At 70.2% G+C, this 17822-nt stretch carries 13 protein-coding genes; 5 read left to right on the top strand and 8 right to left on the bottom strand.

Translation table 11 applies throughout. The features are described 5' to 3' along the window. On the bottom strand, nucleotides 1-1649 hold a 1649-nt coding region (gene uvrC / locus ACFWI9_RS09430; RefSeq protein ID WP_387160216.1), incomplete at its 3' end, for an excinuclease ABC subunit UvrC. 117 nt (nucleotides 1650-1766) lie between these two features. Continuing rightward, on the bottom strand, nucleotides 1767-2195 hold the full coding sequence (locus tag ACFWI9_RS09425; RefSeq protein ID WP_387160214.1) for a Rieske (2Fe-2S) protein: 429 nt from the start codon (nucleotides 2193-2195) through the stop codon (nucleotides 1767-1769). 200 nt (nucleotides 2196-2395) lie between these two features. Here ACFWI9_RS09425 and ACFWI9_RS09420 point away from each other — a divergent pair, with 200 nt between their 5' ends. After that, nucleotides 2396-3316 (top strand): carbohydrate kinase, encoded by a 921-nt coding sequence (locus ACFWI9_RS09420; protein ID WP_387160212.1) that lies wholly within the window; start codon nucleotides 2396-2398, stop codon nucleotides 3314-3316. A gap of 114 nt (nucleotides 3317-3430) precedes the next feature. Here ACFWI9_RS09420 and uvrA read toward each other — a convergent pair whose 3' ends face one another. After that, nucleotides 3431-6514 (bottom strand): excinuclease ABC subunit UvrA, encoded by a 3084-nt coding sequence (gene uvrA, locus ACFWI9_RS09415; protein WP_387160211.1) that lies wholly within the window; start codon nucleotides 6512-6514, stop codon nucleotides 3431-3433. A 226-nt stretch (nucleotides 6515-6740) separates the two neighbouring features. Between uvrA and ACFWI9_RS09410 the strand changes: the two genes are divergently transcribed. The 3 genes from ACFWI9_RS09410 (at nucleotide 6741) to ACFWI9_RS09400 (ending at nucleotide 9671) form a co-directional block, all read left to right on the top strand. Beyond that, nucleotides 6741-7442 carry a maleylpyruvate isomerase family mycothiol-dependent enzyme gene (locus ACFWI9_RS09410; RefSeq protein ID WP_387160209.1) on the top strand — a complete coding sequence of 234 codons (702 nt, stop codon included), beginning with the start codon at nucleotides 6741-6743 and terminating at the stop codon, nucleotides 7440-7442. Between the two features lie 97 nt (nucleotides 7443-7539). Beyond that, nucleotides 7540-8196: an MBL fold metallo-hydrolase gene (locus tag ACFWI9_RS09405; protein ID WP_387160207.1), complete on the top strand. Its 657-nt coding sequence runs from the start codon at nucleotides 7540-7542 to the stop codon at nucleotides 8194-8196. A gap of 167 nt (nucleotides 8197-8363) precedes the next feature. After that, nucleotides 8364-9671, top strand: coding sequence for an MFS transporter (locus ACFWI9_RS09400; protein ID WP_387160205.1), 1308 nt, complete (start codon nucleotides 8364-8366; stop codon nucleotides 9669-9671). An 87-nt stretch (nucleotides 9672-9758) separates the two neighbouring features. Here ACFWI9_RS09400 and ACFWI9_RS09395 read toward each other — a convergent pair whose 3' ends face one another. The 5 genes from ACFWI9_RS09395 to ACFWI9_RS09375 all read right to left on the bottom strand — a co-directional run bounded on the left by ACFWI9_RS09395 (nucleotide 9759) and on the right by ACFWI9_RS09375 (nucleotide 16906). After that, complete coding sequence (locus tag ACFWI9_RS09395) at nucleotides 9759-10781, bottom strand: TerC/Alx family metal homeostasis membrane protein (RefSeq protein WP_387160203.1); 1023 nt, start codon at nucleotides 10779-10781, stop codon at nucleotides 9759-9761. 297 nt (nucleotides 10782-11078) lie between these two features. Then, nucleotides 11079-13064, bottom strand: a complete 1986-nt coding sequence (locus ACFWI9_RS09390) for a TerD family protein (RefSeq protein WP_387160201.1) — start codon at nucleotides 13062-13064, stop codon at nucleotides 11079-11081. A gap of 138 nt (nucleotides 13065-13202) precedes the next feature. Next, nucleotides 13203-13781 carry a TerD family protein gene (locus ACFWI9_RS09385; protein ID WP_387160199.1) on the bottom strand — a complete coding sequence of 193 codons (579 nt, stop codon included), beginning with the start codon at nucleotides 13779-13781 and terminating at the stop codon, nucleotides 13203-13205. 148 nt (nucleotides 13782-13929) lie between these two features. Next, nucleotides 13930-16062: an excinuclease ABC subunit UvrB gene (gene uvrB / locus ACFWI9_RS09380; protein ID WP_387160222.1), complete on the bottom strand. Its 2133-nt coding sequence runs from the start codon at nucleotides 16060-16062 to the stop codon at nucleotides 13930-13932. Continuing rightward, nucleotides 15971-16906, bottom strand: coding sequence for an MHYT domain-containing protein (locus ACFWI9_RS09375; RefSeq protein WP_387160198.1), 936 nt, complete (start codon nucleotides 16904-16906; stop codon nucleotides 15971-15973). The genes uvrB and ACFWI9_RS09375 overlap by 92 nt, the downstream gene beginning before the upstream one ends. Nucleotides 16907-17099: 193 nt before the next feature. Here ACFWI9_RS09375 and ACFWI9_RS09370 point away from each other — a divergent pair, with 193 nt between their 5' ends. After that, nucleotides 17100-17654, top strand: coding sequence for a methylated-DNA--[protein]-cysteine S-methyltransferase (locus tag ACFWI9_RS09370; RefSeq protein ID WP_387160197.1), 555 nt, complete (start codon nucleotides 17100-17102; stop codon nucleotides 17652-17654). Nucleotides 17655-17822: the final 168 nt, after the last annotated feature.

Raw genomic sequence — 17822 nt, 5'->3', positions numbered from 1 at the left:
GTGGTGCAGGGCCAGGGCGAGGAAGACCGCCCGCTTCGCCAGTGCGGGCAGCGGCCCGGCCGCGCGCCCCCGGGGGGGTGGGAGAGGGCCGGAGACTGAGCCGGAGCCCCACAGCCCCCCCCGGGGGGGGGGGCGACCACCACTTGCGCCGCCGGGGGTGTGACCGCGCGGGCGGGGGGGGGGGCAATCCCCCCGGCGGCCCCCCACCCACCCCCCCCCACAGCCGCCAGGTCCCACTCCCCCGTCTTCTCCTTCTCGGCCAGATAGCGCTTGAACCGCCGGCTGATCACCTCGTGCATCGAGCGGACGTCGTCCTGTCCCTCGAACCCCTTGATCTGGAACCGCCGGTACTCGCTCTTGCGGGGCAGTCCGTCCTCGAAGACGACCATGGACGCGACCACGTCCTCGCCTTGGAGATGCGAGATGTCGAAGCACTCGATGCGCAGCGGCGCGGAGTCCAGGTCCAGGGCGGCCGCGATCTCCTCCAGGGCCCGGGAGCGGGTGGTGAGATCGCTGGCGCGCTTGGTCTTGTGCAGGACCAGGGCCTGCTGGGCGTTGCGCCCGACCGTGGCCATCAGGTCCTTCTTGTCACCGCGCTGCGGGATGCGCAGCGACACGTTCGATCCGCGTCTGCCGCTGAGCCACTGGGTGATCGCGTCGAGATCGTCCGGCAGAGCGGGTACGAGCACCTCCTTGGGAACGGCGTCGCCGCGCTCCTCCCCGTAGAGCTGCTGCAGGGCGTGCTCGACCAGACCAGCCGTGTCCACGGCCTCCACCTTGTCGGTGACCCAGCCGCGCTGACCGCGCACCCGGCCGCCCCGGACGTGGAAGATCTGGACGGCCGCCTCCAGCTCGTCCTCGGCGACCGCGATCAGATCGGCGTCGGTCGCGTCGGCGAGCACGACGGCGTTCTTCTCCATGGCCCGTTTGAGGGCCTCTATGTCGTCACGGAGCCTGGCCGCCCGCTCGTACTCCATGTCCTCGGCCGCCGCCATCATGTCCTTCTCCAGGCGGCGGATGTAGGTGCCGGTGCGGCCGGTCATGAAGTCGCAGAAGCCCTCGGCCAGTTCGCGGTGCTCCTCCGGGGAGACCCGCCGCACGCAGGGCGCCGAGCACTTGCCGATGTAGCCCAGGAGGCAGGGGCGGCCCGTACGCGCCGCGTTCTTGAAGACCCCTGCCGAGCAGGTGCGTACCGGGAAGACCCGGAGCATCAGGTCGACGGTCTCGCGAATCGCCCAGGCGTGACCGTACGGGCCGAAGTAGCGCACGCCCTTGCGCTTGGCCCCGCGCATGACCTGGACCCGGGGGAACTCCTCGTTCATCGTCACCGCGAGATACGGATAGCTCTTGTCGTCGCGGTACTTGACGTTGAACCTGGGGTCGAACTCCTTGATCCAGGAGTACTCCAGCTGGAGCGCTTCCACCTCCGTGGAGACGACGGTCCACTCCACGGACGCCGCCGTGGTCACCATGGTGCGGGTGCGCGGATGCAGACCCGCCAAGTCCTGGAAGTAGTTGGCGAGACGCTGACGCAGGCTCTTCGCCTTGCCGACGTAGATCACCCGGCGGTGCTCGTCACGGAACTTGTAGACCCCTGGCGAGTCGGGGATCTGTCCCGGCTTGGGGCGGTAGCTGGAGGGGTCTGCCATGCCGCCCACCCTACTGGCGGGCGCCGACAACCGGGCCTCGCCTCGGGAGCCCGTGACGCCTTCACACCACGGCCGGACCACGGCCCGCGCCGCCCGACGAGCGCGGTACCGGATCGGTCAGGCCTGCGGGCCCGCTACGAGCTTTCCGTCCCGCACGCTGACCGGGACCTCCGGCAGGGGCACGGTCGCCGGGCCCTTGAGGGCCTCGCCCGACGTGACGTCGAAGCGGCTGCCGTGACAGGGGCAGTTGCCCTCGGTGCCCTCCAGCTTGTCCAGGACGCAGCCCGCGTGGGTGCACTGTGCGCTGAAAGCCCTGTACTGGCCCTTCGCCGGGCAGTGGACGACCAGTCGCTGCTCGCGGTACAGCTTCGCGCCGCCGACCGGGACCGCGTCGGCAGCGCCGAGGTCGACGGGGGCGGTCGGGGTGGGCACCTCGGCGTGGCCGAGTTTGGACTCGGTGGAGCAGGCGGCGGCTCCCAGCCCTGCGGCTCCGGCGAGCGCGGCGCCCTTCAGCACGGTGCGGCGGGCGGGAGACTGGCCGGACATGGGCACTCCACGGGTCGGGGTCGGGGCGAGAGCACTGGCGGGCCTCAGGAGCGGGTGCGGGGGCGGCTGCCGGTGCGCCACTCGGGTGACAGAGCAGAAGTGACGATACCGGTGCAGTTCGCGGCCACCGCGAGTGGGTGGGGACGCCTCGTTCCGGGGCTCTGGCCCCCCGCCCGGAACCATGGGTTACGTTTCCCGGCGTGATCGTCGTCGCAGGTGAGTCCCTGATCGACCTGGTTCCGCAGCTGGCGGCAGCCGGCGGCGGGCCGTTGCCCGCGCTGCTGCCCCGGCTCGGCGGCGGCCCGTACAACACGGCGGTGGCGCTGGGCCGGCTTGGCACGCCGGTCACCTTCTGTTCGCGGGTGTCCACGGACGGCTTCGGCGAGGCCCTGCTCGGCGGCCTGCGGGCGGCGGGCGTCCGGACCTCGCTGGTGCAGCGCGGTCCTGAGCCCACGACACTCGCGGTGGCCTCGGTCGGGCAGGATGGCTCGGCACACTACGACTTCTATGTGAACGGCAGCGCGGACCGGCTCTTCGAGCTGCCGGCCAAACTCCCCGATGAGGTCCGGGCGTTGGCCTTCGGGACCTGCTCCCTGGCGCTGGAGCCGGGGGCGAGTGCCTATGCGGAGCTGCTGCGGCGCGAAGCCGCCCGGGGGCGCTTCACCCTGCTCGATCCGAATGTGCGCCCAGGGCTGATCCCGGACGGCGAGGGCTACCGGACACGGTTCGAAGGCTGGCTCCCCTCGGTGTCGCTGCTGAAGCTGTCCGAGGACGACGCCGCCTGGCTGGGCGGGGATCCCGGGCGATGGCTGTCCGGGCAGGGGCCGGCCGCGGTGGTGCTGACCCGTGCCGGCCGTGGCCTGTCGGTGTTCACTCGGAAGGGCGGGGCCATCTCCGTGCCGGCGGAGCGGGTGACCGTGGTGGACAGCATCGGCGCCGGTGACACGGTGAACGCGGCGCTGCTCCACGCCCTGGAGCGCCGGGGCGCGCTCTCGCGGGATGCCCTGGACTTCCTGGACGAGTCCGACTGGGGCGAGATCCTGGGATTCGCGGCCAGGGCGGCGGCGCTGACCTGCTCGCGTACCGGAGCCGAGCCGCCGTACGCCCACGAGCTGGGCTGACGGCCGGGCCGAAACCGAGCGCGCCCGGCCCGGTGTCCTGCCACCCCCGAGCGGTGGCTGGACACCGGGCTTTCACACGGGCCTCGGTCGTGCCCTGTCCGCGCTACCCGGGTTTCAGGCCTTGCGCGCGCTGGTGGCGCGTGTGGTGGCCGTGGCCGTCTTCGCCGTGACCGCCTTCTTGGTGGCGGTCGAGTTCGCCACCACCTTCTTCGCCGCCGCCTTCTTGGCCGTGGACGTCTGGGCCGTGGCGCCCTTCCTGGTGGCGGTCGAGTTCGCCGCCACCACCTTCTTCGCCGCCGCCTTCCGGCCCGCCCCGGACTTGCGCGACTGCGGCGGCACCGCGTCGCTGACCCGCTCCGCGCCCAGGATGTCGCGCAGGAACTTGCCGGTGTGGCTCGCCGGGACGCTCGCGACCTGCTCGGGGGTGCCCTCGGCGATCACGAGACCTCCGCCGCTGCCGCCCTCGGGACCCATGTCGACAACCCAGTCCGCGGTCTTGATCACATCCAGGTTGTGCTCGATGACGATCACCGTGTTGCCCTTGTCCACCAGCCCGGACAGCACCTTGATCAGCTTGGAGATGTCCTCGAAGTGCAGACCCGTGGTCGGCTCGTCGAGGACGTAGACGGTGCGGCCCGTGGATCGCTTCTGGAGCTCGCTCGCGAGCTTCACCCGCTGCGCCTCGCCACCCGACAGCGTCGGCGCGGACTGCCCGAGCCGGACATATCCGAGGCCCACCTCGTTCAGCGTCCTCAGATGGCGGGCGATCGTCGGCACCGCCTCGAAGAAGTCCAGCGCCTCCTCGATCGGCATGTCCAGCACCTCGGCGATGGACTTGCCCTTGTAGTGGACCTCCAGGGTCTCCCGGTTGTAGCGGGCGCCGTGGCAGACCTCGCACGGGACGTAGACGTCCGGGAGGAAGTTCATCTCGATCTTGATCGTGCCGTCACCGGAGCAGTTCTCACAGCGACCGCCCTTGACGTTGAAGGAGAAGCGGCCCGGCAGATAACCGCGCACCTTCGCCTCCATGGTCTCCGCGAACAGCTTGCGGACGTGGTCGAACACCCCGGTGTACGTGGCGGGGTTGGACCGCGGCGTACGCCCGATGGGCGACTGGTCGACATGCACGACCTTGTCGACCAGATCGTCGCCGTCCACCCGGGTGTGCCGCCCGGGCACCGACTTGGCGCCGTTGAGCTCACGGGCCAGGTGCGTGTACAGGATGTCGTTGACCAGCGTGGACTTGCCGGATCCGGAGACACCGGTGACGGCGGTGAGCACCCCGAGCGGGAAGGACACGTCGATGTCCCGCAGGTTGTTCTCACGGGCGCCGTGCACGGTGAGATGCCTGGCCGGATCCACCGGCCGCCGGATGTCCGGGGTCGCGATGGACCTCTTGCCGGACAGATACTGCCCGGTCATCGACTCCTTGTTGGTCAGCAGCTGCTTCAGCGGTCCGGAGTGGACCACCTTGCCACCATGCTCACCGGCGCCCGGACCGATGTCGACCACCCAGTCGGCCACCTTGATGGTGTCCTCGTCGTGCTCGACCACGATCAGGGTGTTGCCCATGTCCCGGAGGCGGACGAGGGTCTCGATGAGCCGGTGGTTGTCACGCTGGTGCAGTCCGATGGAGGGCTCGTCCAGCACGTACAGCACGCCCACGAGCCCGGAGCCGATCTGGGTGGCGAGCCGGATACGCTGCGCCTCGCCGCCGGACAGGGTGCCCGCCGCGCGGTTCAGCGAGAGGTAGTCGAGGCCGACGTCGACCAGGAAGCGCAGCCGTTCGTTGACCTCCTTGAGCACCCGCTCCGCGATCTTCTTGTCACGGGCGTTCAGGGTGAGCCTGCCGAGGAAGTCGGCACACTCGCTGATCGACATGGCGGAGACCTCGGCGATGGACTTCTCCATCACCGTGACCGCGAGCACGATCGGCTTGAGGCGGGTGCCTTCGCAGGTCGGGCAGGGCACCTCGCGCATATAGCCCTCGAAGCGCTCACGGCTGGAGTCGCTCTCGGCCTCGCTGTGGCGCCGCTTGACGAAGGAGACTGCGCCCTCGAACGCGGGGGTGGTGTAGGAGCGCTCGCGCCCGTAGCGGTTGCGGTAGCGCACCTCGACCTGGGTCTTGTGCCCGTACAGCAGGGCCTTCCTGGCGCGCTGCGGCAGCCCTGCCCAGGGGATGTCGGTGCGGAAGCCGAGTCCTTCGGCGAGCCCGCCGATCAGGCGCCCGAAGTACTCCTTGGTGTGGCCGTGGGACCAGGGGTGGATGGCGCCCTCGTCCAGTGAGCGCTCCTCGTCCGGGATGATCAGCTCGGGGTCGACCTCCATGCGCGTACCGATGCCGGTGCAGTCGGGGCAGGCGCCGAAGGGCGAGTTGAAGGAGAACGAACGCGGTTCGAGCTCTTCGAAGGAGAGGTCGTCGTACGGGCAGTACAGGTGCTCCGAGTACATCCGCTCCCGCTCGGGGTCGTCCTCGGGGAGGTCCACGAAGTCCAGTACGACCATGCCGCCGGAGAGGCCGAGGGCGGTCTCGACGGAGTCGGTGAGCCGGCGCTTGGCGCTGTCCTTGACGGTGAGGCGGTCCACCACCACCTCGATGGTGTGCTTTTCCTGCTTCTTGAGCGTGGGCGGCTCCGAGAGCTGGATCGTCTGCCCGTCCACCCTCGCCCGGGCGTAACCCTTGGTCTGGAGGTCGGCGAAGAGGTCCACGAACTCGCCCTTGCGCTCACGCACCAGCGGCGACAGCACCTGGAAGCGGCTGCCCTCCGGCAGCTCCAGCACCCTGTCCACGATGGCCTGCGGCGACTGGCGCGAGATGGGGCGGCGGCACTCGGGGCAGTGCGGCTTGCCGATCCGGGCGAAGAGCAGCCGGAGGTAGTCGTAGACCTCGGTGATGGTGCCCACGGTGGAGCGCGGGTTGCGCGAGGTGGACTTCTGGTCGATCGAGACGGCCGGGGAAAGGCCCTCGATGAAGTCGACGTCCGGCTTGTCCATCTGGCCGAGGAACTGCCGGGCGTACGAGGACAGCGACTCGACGTAGCGGCGCTGTCCCTCGGCGAAGATCGTGTCGAACGCGAGCGACGACTTGCCCGACCCCGAGAGCCCGGTGAAGACGATGAGTGAGTCACGCGGGAGGTCGAGCGAGACGTTCTTGAGATTGTGCTCGCGAGCGCCACGGACGATGAGACGGTCGGCCACGCCGGGTCCGCACCTTTCTGGAGAGAGGTCGGGGGATATGAGCGGGGGGGCACGACCCCCGTCCCGGACTGCTCCAGGCTAGGGGGGCCACGAGGTCGATGACTGCCTGACGGATGAATGCCTGACTACCAAGGATGCCTCGACCGAGCCTATAGCACGCGCATTCGATTTTCGGTGGTGTGCTGTGAGCTTCACCCGAACGTGTGGCCGGGCTATCGTCGGACCCATGATCGATCCCGTGCGCGACCTGGCCTCTGTACACGAAGCGACCGAGCGGCTCCTCAATGCAGCCGCGCGACTGGACAACGCGGCCGTAGCCGAGCCGTCACGGCTTCCCGGCTGGAGCCGAGGCCATGTCCTGGCCCATATCGCCCGCAACGCCGACGCCATCGTCAACGTCCTCGAAGGCCGCCCCATGTACGCGAGCGCCGAGGCCCGGGAGGCCGACATCGAGCGGGACGCGGCCAGGCCGCTCGGCACCCAGCTCGATGACGTACGCGAGAGCGACGCCCGGTTCCGGTCCGCGGGCGCGGGCCAGGACGCGATGGAGGGCGGCTGGGAGCGCACGGTCGAGCTGCGCAACGGGGTCACGGACACGGCCTCCCGTGTGCCCTTCCGGCGCCTGATCGAGGTGGAGCTGCACCATGTCGACCTCGGCATCGGATACGAGCTGGAGGACCTCCCCGGCAGCTTCACCGAGCGCGAGATCCAGTTCCTCACCCAGCGCTTCGCCGGGCACAAGGACGTCCCGCCCACCACGGTCGTCGCGGACGACGGCCGGACCTGGGGCACGGGCGGTGGGGCCGACGGCGCGCCGGTCACCGTCACGGGACCCGCGGCCGATCTCCTCGGCTGGCTGGCCGGCCGCCGCGACGGCGCGGCCCTCAAGGCTTCCGGCGGCGTGATTCCGGCACTGCCGCCGCTCTGATCCCGCCCAGCCGTGGTCCGGGCGGCGCTTCGGGCGCGCTCCGGTCGCGGTGGTGATCATGCTGCCGTCGCGGTGATCGGCTGAGTACGCTGGCTCCATGACTTACAGCGGAGCGGTGAAGGTCGGCGGCCCGGCGGATGTCCATGAGCTCAGCGAGCTGATGATCTCCAAGGTGGCGGTCGGCCCGATGGACAACAACGCGTATCTGCTGCGCTGCCGGGCGACCGGCGAGCAGCTGCTGATCGACGCGGCGAACGAACCCCAGACCCTGCTCTCGCTGATCGGTGACGACGGCATCGCGTCCGTCGTCACCACCCATCAGCACGGTGACCACTGGCAGGCACTCAGGGAGGTGGTCGACGCGACCGGGGCCCGGACCTACGCGGGCCGTGACGACGCGGCGGGCATCCCGGTGGCCACGGACGTGCCCGTGGACGACGGCGACGTCATCAGGGTGGGCCGGGTCGAGCTGACCGCCCGCCACCTCGTCGGCCACACCCCGGGGTCGATCGCCTTGGTCTACGACGACCCGCACGGCCACCCGCACGTGTTCACCGGTGACTGCCTGTTCCCGGGCGGCGTGGGGAACACCCACGACGACCCCAAGGCGTTCGCCAGCCTCATCGAGGACGTGGAGACCAAGATCTTCGGCCGGCTTCCCGACGAGACCTGGGTCTACCCGGGGCACGGCGGCGACACCACCCTGGGCGCCGAGCGTCCGCATCTGCCGGAGTGGCGCGAACGCGGCTGGTGAGCACGTCCGTCCGGCCAGGACGATCCGGGGGGCGCACACGCTTGTGCGCCCCCCGTTCCGTCTCCCCGTAACCCGGGGCGATCGGGCGTAGTTGGCGCGGCGTGCACAAGAACCGCAATTCACCGCCCTCGCCGCCCTCGCCCCCCTCGCCTGGGTCTTCTCCTTCGATGGCCCGTCTGGCCGCGGCCTCCCTCGCCGGGACGGCCGTGGAGTTCTACGACTTCTTCGTCTACGGCACGGCCGCGGCCCTGGTGCTCGGGCCGCTGTTCTTTCCCACCTTCTCCCCGCTCGCCGGGACCCTGGCCGCTTTCGGCACCTTCGCCGTCGGATTCCTGTCCCGCCCGCTCGGTTCCGTCCTCTTCGGCCATATCGGTGATCGATACGGGCGGCGGCCGGTGATGTTCGGGTCGCTGCTGCTGACCGGCGCGGCCACGGTGCTGGTCGGCTGCGTGCCCTCGTACGCCACCCTCGGCGCAGCCGCTCCCGCACTGCTCCTGGTCCTGCGCTTCCTCCAGGGACTCGGGCTCGGCGGGGAGTGGGGCGGTGCCGTACTCCTGACCGCCGAGCACGCGCCCGCGGCGCGCCGCGGGCTGTGGGCGAGCTTCCCCCAGATCGGGCCCGCCGTGGGGTTCCTGCTCGCGAACGGGGTGATGCTGGCGCTCTCCGCGGGGCTGAGCGGCGCCCAGTTCCAGAGCTGGGGCTGGCGGGTGCCGTTCTGGGCGGCGGGGCTGCTCGCGGCCGGTGGACTGCTGCTGCGCCGCTCGCTGGTGGAGACCCCGCAGTTCAGGAAGATCACCGAACCCGCTCGGCTGCCGCTGGCCGAGGTGCTGCGCGGGCACTGGCGGCTGGTGCTGCTGACCGCGGGAGCGCTGGCGGTGGGTTACGCGGTCTTCTACACCGTTTCGACCTGGGCGCTGGCCTACGGGACCGAGCGACTCGGTGTGAGTCGCACCGCCATGCTGGGGTCGATCATGGCGGCGGTAGCCATCAAGGGGGCGGCCACCCCGTTCGCGGCGATGCTCGGTGACCGGTACGGGCGGCGGCCGCTGTGCCTCATCGGCTGCGCGGTCATCGCGCTCTGGATGTTTCCGATGGTGGCGTTGCTGCAAACGGGGCGGCCCGTGTCGATGTTCCTCGGCTTCCTTGTCGCCCTGCTGGCTTTCATCACCATCTTCGCCGTGATCGCGGCGTATCTGCCGGAGCTCTACGAGCCGAGGGTGCGGTGCACCGGCGCGGCCGTGGGTTACAACCTCGCGGGGGTACTGGGCGGGGCGCTCACGCCGATCGCGGCCACCGCGATGTCAGGCGGGAGCGGCCCGCCCTGGGGAGTCGCCGCCTATCTGACCGGGATCGCGCTGCTCAGCCTGCTGTGCTTCGCCATGCTGCCTGAGACCCTGCCCGCCCGGCGGCCGGAGCAGGGCCTCGCGGGCCCCGTAGGGGAGGCCGCCGCCGAGGAAGAGGGCGCGACAGCCTGAGCGCGGGGGCGGCCACGCCGTAAGCCGCACGAGCCGGGGCCCGCACCACAGAGAGGTGCGGGCCCCGGAGCGTACGTCAGCGGACGGTCAGGCGCCCACGCTGTCCTTCTCGGTCTGGTCGTCGTCCGATACCGGCTTCGCACCGGCGTCGGCGGCGGCCTCGCGCTTCTCCTGCCTGCTGGTGGCGATGAGGCTGGTGATGGTGGTGATCACCAGGACGGCGCAGATGAACGTCAGCGAGAACGGGATCGAGATCTCGGGGACATGCACCCCCGACTCGTGCAGGGCGTGCAGTACGAGCTTCACACCGATGAACCCGAGGATCACCGAGAGGCCGTAGCTCAGGTGGACCAGCTTCTTGAGAAGCCCGCCGATCAGGAAGTACAGCTGGCGCAGACCCATCAGGGCGAAGGCGTTGGCCGTGAAGACGATGTACGGGTCCTGGGTCAGGCCGAAGATGGCCGGGATGGAGTCCAGGGCGAACAGCACATCGGTGGTGCCGATGGCCAGCATGACCACCATCAGCGGGGTCAGCACACGCTTGCCGTTGACACGGATGAACAGCTTGGTGCCGTAGTAGCGGTCCGCGACACCGAACTTCTTCTCGATGGACTTGAGCAGGCGGTTCTCCTCGAACTCGTCCTCCTCCTCGTCCTTGCGCGCCTCCTGGATGAGCTTCCAGGCGGTGTAGATCAGGAACGCGCCGAAGATGTAGAACACCCACGAGAAGCTGGCGATGATCGCGGCGCCCGCGGCGATGAATATGGCCCTGAGGACCAGGGCGATCAGCACACCGACGAGCAGCACGCGCTGCTGGAGGTGGGACGGCACCGCGAACTTGGCCATGATCAGGACGAACACGAACAGGTTGTCGACGCTGAGCGACTTCTCCGTGATGAATCCGGCGAAGAACTCACCCGACGCCTGACTCTCCCCGGCCAGCAGCAGGCCGAGACCGAAGAGAACGGCCAGGACGATCCAGACCACGGTCCAGATCCCGGCTTCCTTGATCGACACATCGTGGGGCTTGCGCCCGATGAAGAAGTCGACCGCGATCAGGGCACACAGACCAAGGATGGTCAGCGCCCACATACCTATCGAAACGTCCACTGCGCCTCCGGCGTCGTACCGCTACTGATCAGCGTCGTCGCTGCCGGAGGTCTCTTCCACCCGGGCGCACGCTGTCGCTCACGGGCCGGCGCCCCGGGACCGGCTCTGTCTGTCGGTCCGTACTGACGGGCACACCGCACGTGGGAGTACTCCCCTCCGCGCAAAGAACAGTACAGGAAAGACCAAAGGAAGGTAAAGCGAAAGGTAATGTAAACGCCAAGTGGGCAGGTGGGATGGGGCAGCCGAGATCCGCCCCGCCATCGCGCCGTTCAGAGCGCGGGCCGCCTCATGGCCTTGTCAGCGCCTCCGGGCTCGTCTGGCCTCGGCCACTTCGGCCAGCACCTGGTGGAGCACCCGGCTTCCCGGTGGGACCGCCGGCGGCTCATACGTCCAGCAGTGCTGGACCCAGGGGTCGGCGAGATGGGAGTCCGGGACCGGGGTGATCCTCAGCAGTGAGCGCCACAGGGGGTCGAGCACCGGGCCGTAGGCGCTCGCATCCTCCTGGTCGGCCACCATCAGCAGATGCACGCCCACCGCGGGGCCCTCGTCGGCGAGATAGCGCAACTGGGTGACGGCGCGGTCGTCGAAGCCGTGCGGGAAGTCGTTGACGATCAGCAGCTGCTCGGCGGTGTCGAGATCGGGGGGCAGCGCGTCAGCCGCCCCGGCGCGTACCGCCATCTGGACGAGATCGACCCGCTGGGTGAGCTTGGCGAGCACCGCCGAGACACCCTGGGCTCCGGACGCGGGCGGCTCGTCCAGCACCCCCGCGTGCACCAGTGGGGCCAGCGAGCGCGCCCCCGAACCGGCGGGATCGATCACATGGACCGTGAACTCACCGGCCGGATAGACGGCGAGCAGCCGGGCCGTGTGGGCGACGGCCGTGTCCATGGCGAGTCCCCGGATCTGTGCCTCGTCCATCGGGGAGGCGGCGTCGGAGCTCCGGCGACCGCTGTCGACCCAGAGGCCCCGTTCGAGCGGCAGCCGTACCAACATGGGAATGCGCAGCTCCGGGCGCTCGGGAAGGTGAAGATCCCCGAGGCGCAGGGCCATCGGGATCTCCGTCGGCACACGGTAGGCCTGCCAGACCGGCTGATCCCAGCGGGCGAAGGCGGGCGGCAAGGCGGGCTCGACGACCTCGGACTCGGCGGTCAGCTGGCCGAGGTCGCGGTCGAGGGCCTCGCGGGCACGTCCGGTCAGCTCCTCGAAGCGGGCGCGGGCGGCCGGCGCCGCGTCCCCGGAGCCGGTCAGCCGGACACGCGGGTCGGAGAGCGCCTGGTCGAGCTCCTGATCGCGGCGGGTCTCGGCGAAGTCGACCGCGCTCCGGTAGGCGGCGGTGGCCCGGGCCAGGTCTTCGAACATGCCCCAGACCTGGTTGTAGAGCCGCTCTTCCATGGTCCAGCCGGTGGCGTCACCGGCTACCGGCGGCGCCGGAAGGCCCGGCTCCGCGGGAGGCGCGGCCGGAGGCGGCGGCGGTGCGGCGGACCGCCTGCGGGGGTGCGTGTAGTCGATGGGGCCACCCGGCGTCGCGGTCGGCTCCGGCCCTCCCGGCTGGGGGATGCCCTGAGTGCTGTGGGGGTGCGTGTCCGCGGGTTCCGGGGCGACCTGGTCCGGCGCGGGTACGGCGCGGACAGGGTCAGGGAGGGTGTAGTCACCCGACGCGCCCGAGGCGGCCGCCGGTGCGCTGCTGCGCACCTCCGTGGCACGGGGCGGGGGTGTGCCGACCGTGCGGGCCATCCCAGGGGCCACGGCCTCCTGGATGGCGGCGGCGAGCTGCCCGGGGAGTTCGATTCCCTGGTCGGCGAGCAGCTCGGTGAGGCCGCCCGCGTAGCCCTGGCCGACGGCGCGTACCTTCCAGGCACCCTGACGCCGGTAGAACTCCAGGGCGACGACGGCGGACTCGGTGTCCAGCCCCGTGGCGGTGAAGCTGACGATGTCGCCGCCGTCCTGGCCGGTGACGGCGAGGAAGGGAGCCGCGACGGCTCCGAAGCCGACTGGGGCGCCGGGCGCGATCGGCAGTGCGAGCAGCAGCGACACCCGGTGCGCACCGGACGGCACGGCGGCCAGGTCGACAGCGATCCGGTGATCCGCAGTGGCCTGCCGGGACACTTCCACTCCAGGGCAGGCAGGCTGGGCGGGGTGCGCGGTCCATTCGGGGCCCGGCACCCGGCCGTGCTCGTCGGCCAGGGTCGCACCGGCCACGACGGGCTTCCCGGCCGACACCCGGATCTCCAGTCTGGTGTGGGGCAGCGGATGGTTCTGCCCGCGGACCAGCTCGGCCGTCATCTGCTCTGTCCCCTCGGTGCTGAGCTCTCGTCGGTGAACCCGCGGTGGTGAATCCGCGGTGCGCGTTGCCCATGCCGTGGCTCCCGGAGGGCGATGCCCTCCGGGAGCCACGGCATGGCCGTGTCCGGGCGGCGGTGCCTACAGGTGCGGGACGATCGCCGGCATCAGGTCCTGGAAGGTGCGCCCGTTGGCGGGTTCGCCGACGGCGGTCATCTGCCAGCCGGAGCCGACGCGGTGCACCTTGGCCATGATCTGGGCGGTGTACTGACCGCCACCGGTGAGCGTGTAGCGCGCCAGCTCCTGGCCGTTGGTCTCGTCCACGATCCGGCAGAAGGCGTTCTGCACCTCGGCGAAGGTCTGGCCGGTGAACGAGTTCACCGTGAAGACGATCTGGTCGATATGGACCGGCACCCGCTGGAGGTCGACCAGGATGGACTCGTCGTCTCCGCCCTGTCCGGCGCCGCCGACCAGATTGTCACCGGTGTGCCGGACGGAGCCGTCGTCGCTGACGAGGTGGCGGAAGAACACCACGTCCACGGGCTTGGTGTCGGCGAAGAGGACGGCCGAGGCGTCGAGGTCGACCTCCCTGGTGCGGGAGCCGAACAGTCCGCGCCGGGGAGCCGCCTGCCAGCCCAGGCCCATCCGCACCGCGGTCAGCGTGCCACCGTCGGACTTCTGAAGGCTGATGCCCTGCCCCTTGGACAAGTTGACGCTCACGCGCTGTCCCCCCTCTCTCTCCGGTCTGACCGGGATAGCCACCGCAGCCGCCCTCCCCGGGGCGGCCACGTCGGAAACACTACGCATCCCCGCGGGCTCGCGGCCCGCGAGTCGGCCTTTTTGTGTCGGTCTTGCAACAGTGGCCGACTCAGGCCAGCCCCGCCTCCCTCATCTGCCGCAGCTCCTTCTTGAGTTCGCTGACCTCGTCCCGCAGCCGCGCGGCCACCTCGAACTGGAGCTCCGCCGCCGCTGCCCGCATGCGGTCGGTCATCTCCTCGATGATCCCGGCCAGTTCGGCGGCCGGGCGGTCACTGGTGATCTCGCCCTTCCTGGGGCCCCCGGCCTTGGCCCCCTTGCCGCCCTTCGCCGTCTTGCCGGCCGGGGCCGCGTGCGCCGCCAGCGAGGGCACCGGCGTCCTCGCCGCCTTGCCGTCCTTGCCCTGGCGGTAGCCGGTGCCGAGGAGTTGCTCGGTGTCGACCTCCTCGCGGGCGATGGTCGCCACGATGTCGTTGATCTTCTTGCGCAGAGGCTGGGGATCGATGCCGTTCGCCTTGTTGTAGGCGATCTGCTTCTCCCGGCGGCGATTGGTCTCCTCGATGGCCTTCTCCATCGCCGGGGTGATCTTGTCGGCGTACATATGGACCTGTCCGGAGACATTGCGCGCCGCGCGGCCGATGGTCTGGATGAGGGAGGTGCCGGAGCGCAGGAAGCCCTCCTTGTCCGCGTCGAGGATCGCCACCAGGGACACCTCGGGGAGGTCGAGGCCCTCACGGAGCAGGTTGATGCCGACCAGCACGTCGTACTCACCGGCCCGCAGCTCGCGCAGCAGCTCGATCCGGCGCAGGGTGTCGACGTCGCTGTGCAGATAGCGCACCTGGATGTCCAGCTCCAGGAAGTAGTCGGTGAGGTCCTCGGCCATCTTCTTGGTGAGGGTGGTCACCAGGACGCGCTCGTCCTTCTCGGTGCGCTTGCGGATCTCGTGCACCAGGTCGTCGATCTGGCCATCGGTGGGCTTGACGACCACCTCGGGGTCGACCAGTCCGGTGGGGCGGATGATCTGTTCGACGAAGCCGTCGGAGCGGGACAGCTCGTAGGTGCCCGGGGTCGCGGAGAGATAGACCGTCTGCCCGATCCGCTTCTGGAACTCCTCCCACTTCAGGGGCCGGTTGTCCAGGGCCGACGGCAGGCGGAATCCGTGGTCGACCAGGGTCCGCTTACGGGAGGCGTCGCCCTCGTACATGGCGCCGATCTGCGGGACCGTCACATGTGACTCGTCGATGACCAGCAGGAAGTCCTCGGGGAAGTAGTCGAGGAGTGTGTTGGGCGGGGTGCCGGGTGCGCGGTCGTCGAAGTGCATCGAGTAGTTCTCCACGCCGGAGCAGCTGCCGATCTGGCGCAGCATCTCGATGTCGTAGGTGGTGCGCATCCGCAGCCGCTGCGACTCCAGCAGCTTGCCCTGCTTGTCCAGCTCGGCGAGGCGCTCTTCGAGCTCGCGCTCGATGCCGTTGACCGCCTTCTCCATGCGCTCGGGTCCGGCGACGTAGTGGCTGGCGGGGAAGACGTACAGCTCCTGGTCGTCGCTGATCACCTCGCCCGTGAGCGGATGCAGTGTGGACAGCGCCTCGATCTCGTCGCCGAACATCTCGATACGGACGGCCAGCTCCTCGTAGACCGGGAAGATCTCGATGGTGTCGCCGCGGACCCGGAAGGTGCCCCGGGTGAACGCCAGGTCGTTGCGCGTGTACTGGATGTCCACGAAGCGGCGCAGCAGCTGGTCGCGGTCGATCTCCGCGCCGACCTTCAGCGGCACCATGCGGTCCACGTACTCCTGCGGGGTACCGAGGCCGTAGATGCACGAGACCGAGGCGACCACGACCACGTCCCTGCGGGTCAGCAGCGAGTTCGTCGCGGAGTGGCGCAGCCGCTCCACCTCCTCGTTGATCGAGGAGTCCTTCTCGATGTACGTGTCCGACTGGGGGACGTAGGCCTCTGGCTGGTAGTAGTCGTAGTACGAGACGAAGTACTCCACCGCGTTGTTCGGCAGGAGCTCGCGGAACTCATTGGCCAGCTGGGCGGCCAGCGTCTTGTTCGGTGCCATCACCAGCGTGGGGCGCTGGAGCTTCTCGATCATCCAGGCCGTGGTGGCGGACTTGCCCGTGCCGGTCGCACCGAGCAGGACGACGTCCTTCTCACCTGCTCGGACGCGCTTCTCCAGCTCGGCGATGGCCGTCGGCTGGTCGCCGCTGGGCTGGTAGGGGCTGACGACCTCGAAGGGCGCCATCGAACGTTCGATCTGGGTAACGGGCCGCATGGAACCACCGTACGGCCCGCCACTGACATTGATGCCGGTAAGCGGGATTCCCGGCATCCTCGGCGGCCCCGGGGCGCCTGCCGGACGAGAGGGCGAGACCGCCCGCCAGTACGAGGAAGAACACGGGCCCGATCAGCAGCGGGGCGATCAGCGCGGACGCCGGGTCGCCGACCGGGTCCGCGGTGACCGGTCCGTGCACATGGACCCGCACCCCCGCCATGCCGGTGTAGTGCATCCCGCTGACGGCGACCCCCATCACCAGCCCGGCGCCCAGGCTCGGCAGCAGGCCCCGCACGGAGACAGCGGCCCAGAGCGCCGCGGTGGCCGCGACGACGGCGATCAGGACGGAGAGGGCGACGGTCCCGGTGTCGTAGGCGAGCCGCCCTTGGAGCCGCATCCCCGCCATGCCCAGGTAGTGCGCGGACGCGATGCCGAGCCCGGTGATCATCCCGGCGGTGACCAGGGCCATGGCCGTCGCACCGCGGTGGCCCACGATGACGGTCCCGATTCCGGTCATGGCGACAGCGACACCCAGACTCGCCCAGGTCGTCGGCCGGTCATAGCCGATCGGGGCCTCCGCGACGGTGAAACCCGTCATCGCGATGAAGTGCATGGTCCAGATCCCGGTGCCGATGGCGGCGGCCCCGAGCATCAGCCAGCGGCTCCGGGACGCTCCCCTCGCTCCGCACGATCTGCTGGTGCGCACCGCGCGGGCGGTGCAGCGCAGTCCCAGTACGCCGCCCGCGCAGGCCATCAGATAGGCGGCCACGGGTGTGAGGAGACCGTGGCTGAAACCATCGACTGTGCCGTGCATCCGTGCTGTGCCCTTCGCTCCATGTGCCGCCGGTGTGCCGCCCGTGTGCCGCTCTCGTGGCACACGTGGCCGCAGGGCTCCCGGTGGAGGAACGCCCGTTACGGGGCGAGAGTAGAGCGATCCGGCCATGAGGCAAACCCGGGGCAGCGCGGAACCGCGGGCTGTGTCAGTGGCTGGTTCTACGGTGGTGGGCATGGAGAGCTTCGAGTGGACCGTGGTGGGTTCCGACATCGGGCCGCTGCTGCTCGCCGCCACCGCCGAGGGGCTGGTAAGCGTCGTGTTCCACGCTGACGCCCCGGTGCGGGACCGGGCAGTCGGGCGGCTGGCCGCCGAGTTGGGTAGCGCGCCGCAGGAGGTGGCCGCGGCGGCGGGACGCGGTGCTGCCCCGACATGGCTCGCCGAGCCCATACGTCAGTTCGCGGAGTACTTCGCTGGGCGGCGCCAGGACTTCGACCTGCGATTGGACTGGTCGCTGACCTCAGGCTTCAACCGCGAGGCTCTGCGCGAGCTGGCTTCCGGGGTGCCGTACGGCTCGGTCGTGGGTTATGGCGAGCTGGCCGCACGGGTGGGCCAGCCGGGGGCCGCGCAGGCGGTCGGCGCGGCCATGGGGTCCAATCCGCTGCCGCTCGTGGTGCCCTGTCATCGTGTGGTGGAGAGCGACGGGGGTCTGGGAGGCTTCGGCGGCGGCAGGGAGACCAAGCGCAAGCTGCTGGCCCTGGAGGGGGTGCTGCCGGAGCCGCTGTTCTGATTTCCAGCGGCTCCGGTTGTCCCAGGTCCCGGCGACACCAGCCGTCCCTGGTCCCGGCGGCTCCGGTTGTGCGCCCTGGACTTGCCTCCGCCCGCCCGGCCGGCGGTTGAAAGGCGATTCCGTCGACGCGGGCGCACCTGGCACACTGCGGCGGTGGCCCCTACTTCC

The sequence above is a fragment of the Streptomyces sp. NPDC127084 genome (assembly GCF_042724175.1).
GTDB lineage: Bacteria > Actinomycetota > Actinomycetes > Streptomycetales > Streptomycetaceae > Streptomyces.
Note: the sequence above shows the minus strand (reverse complement) of the source record. Positions and strands in the feature narration are given on the sequence as shown.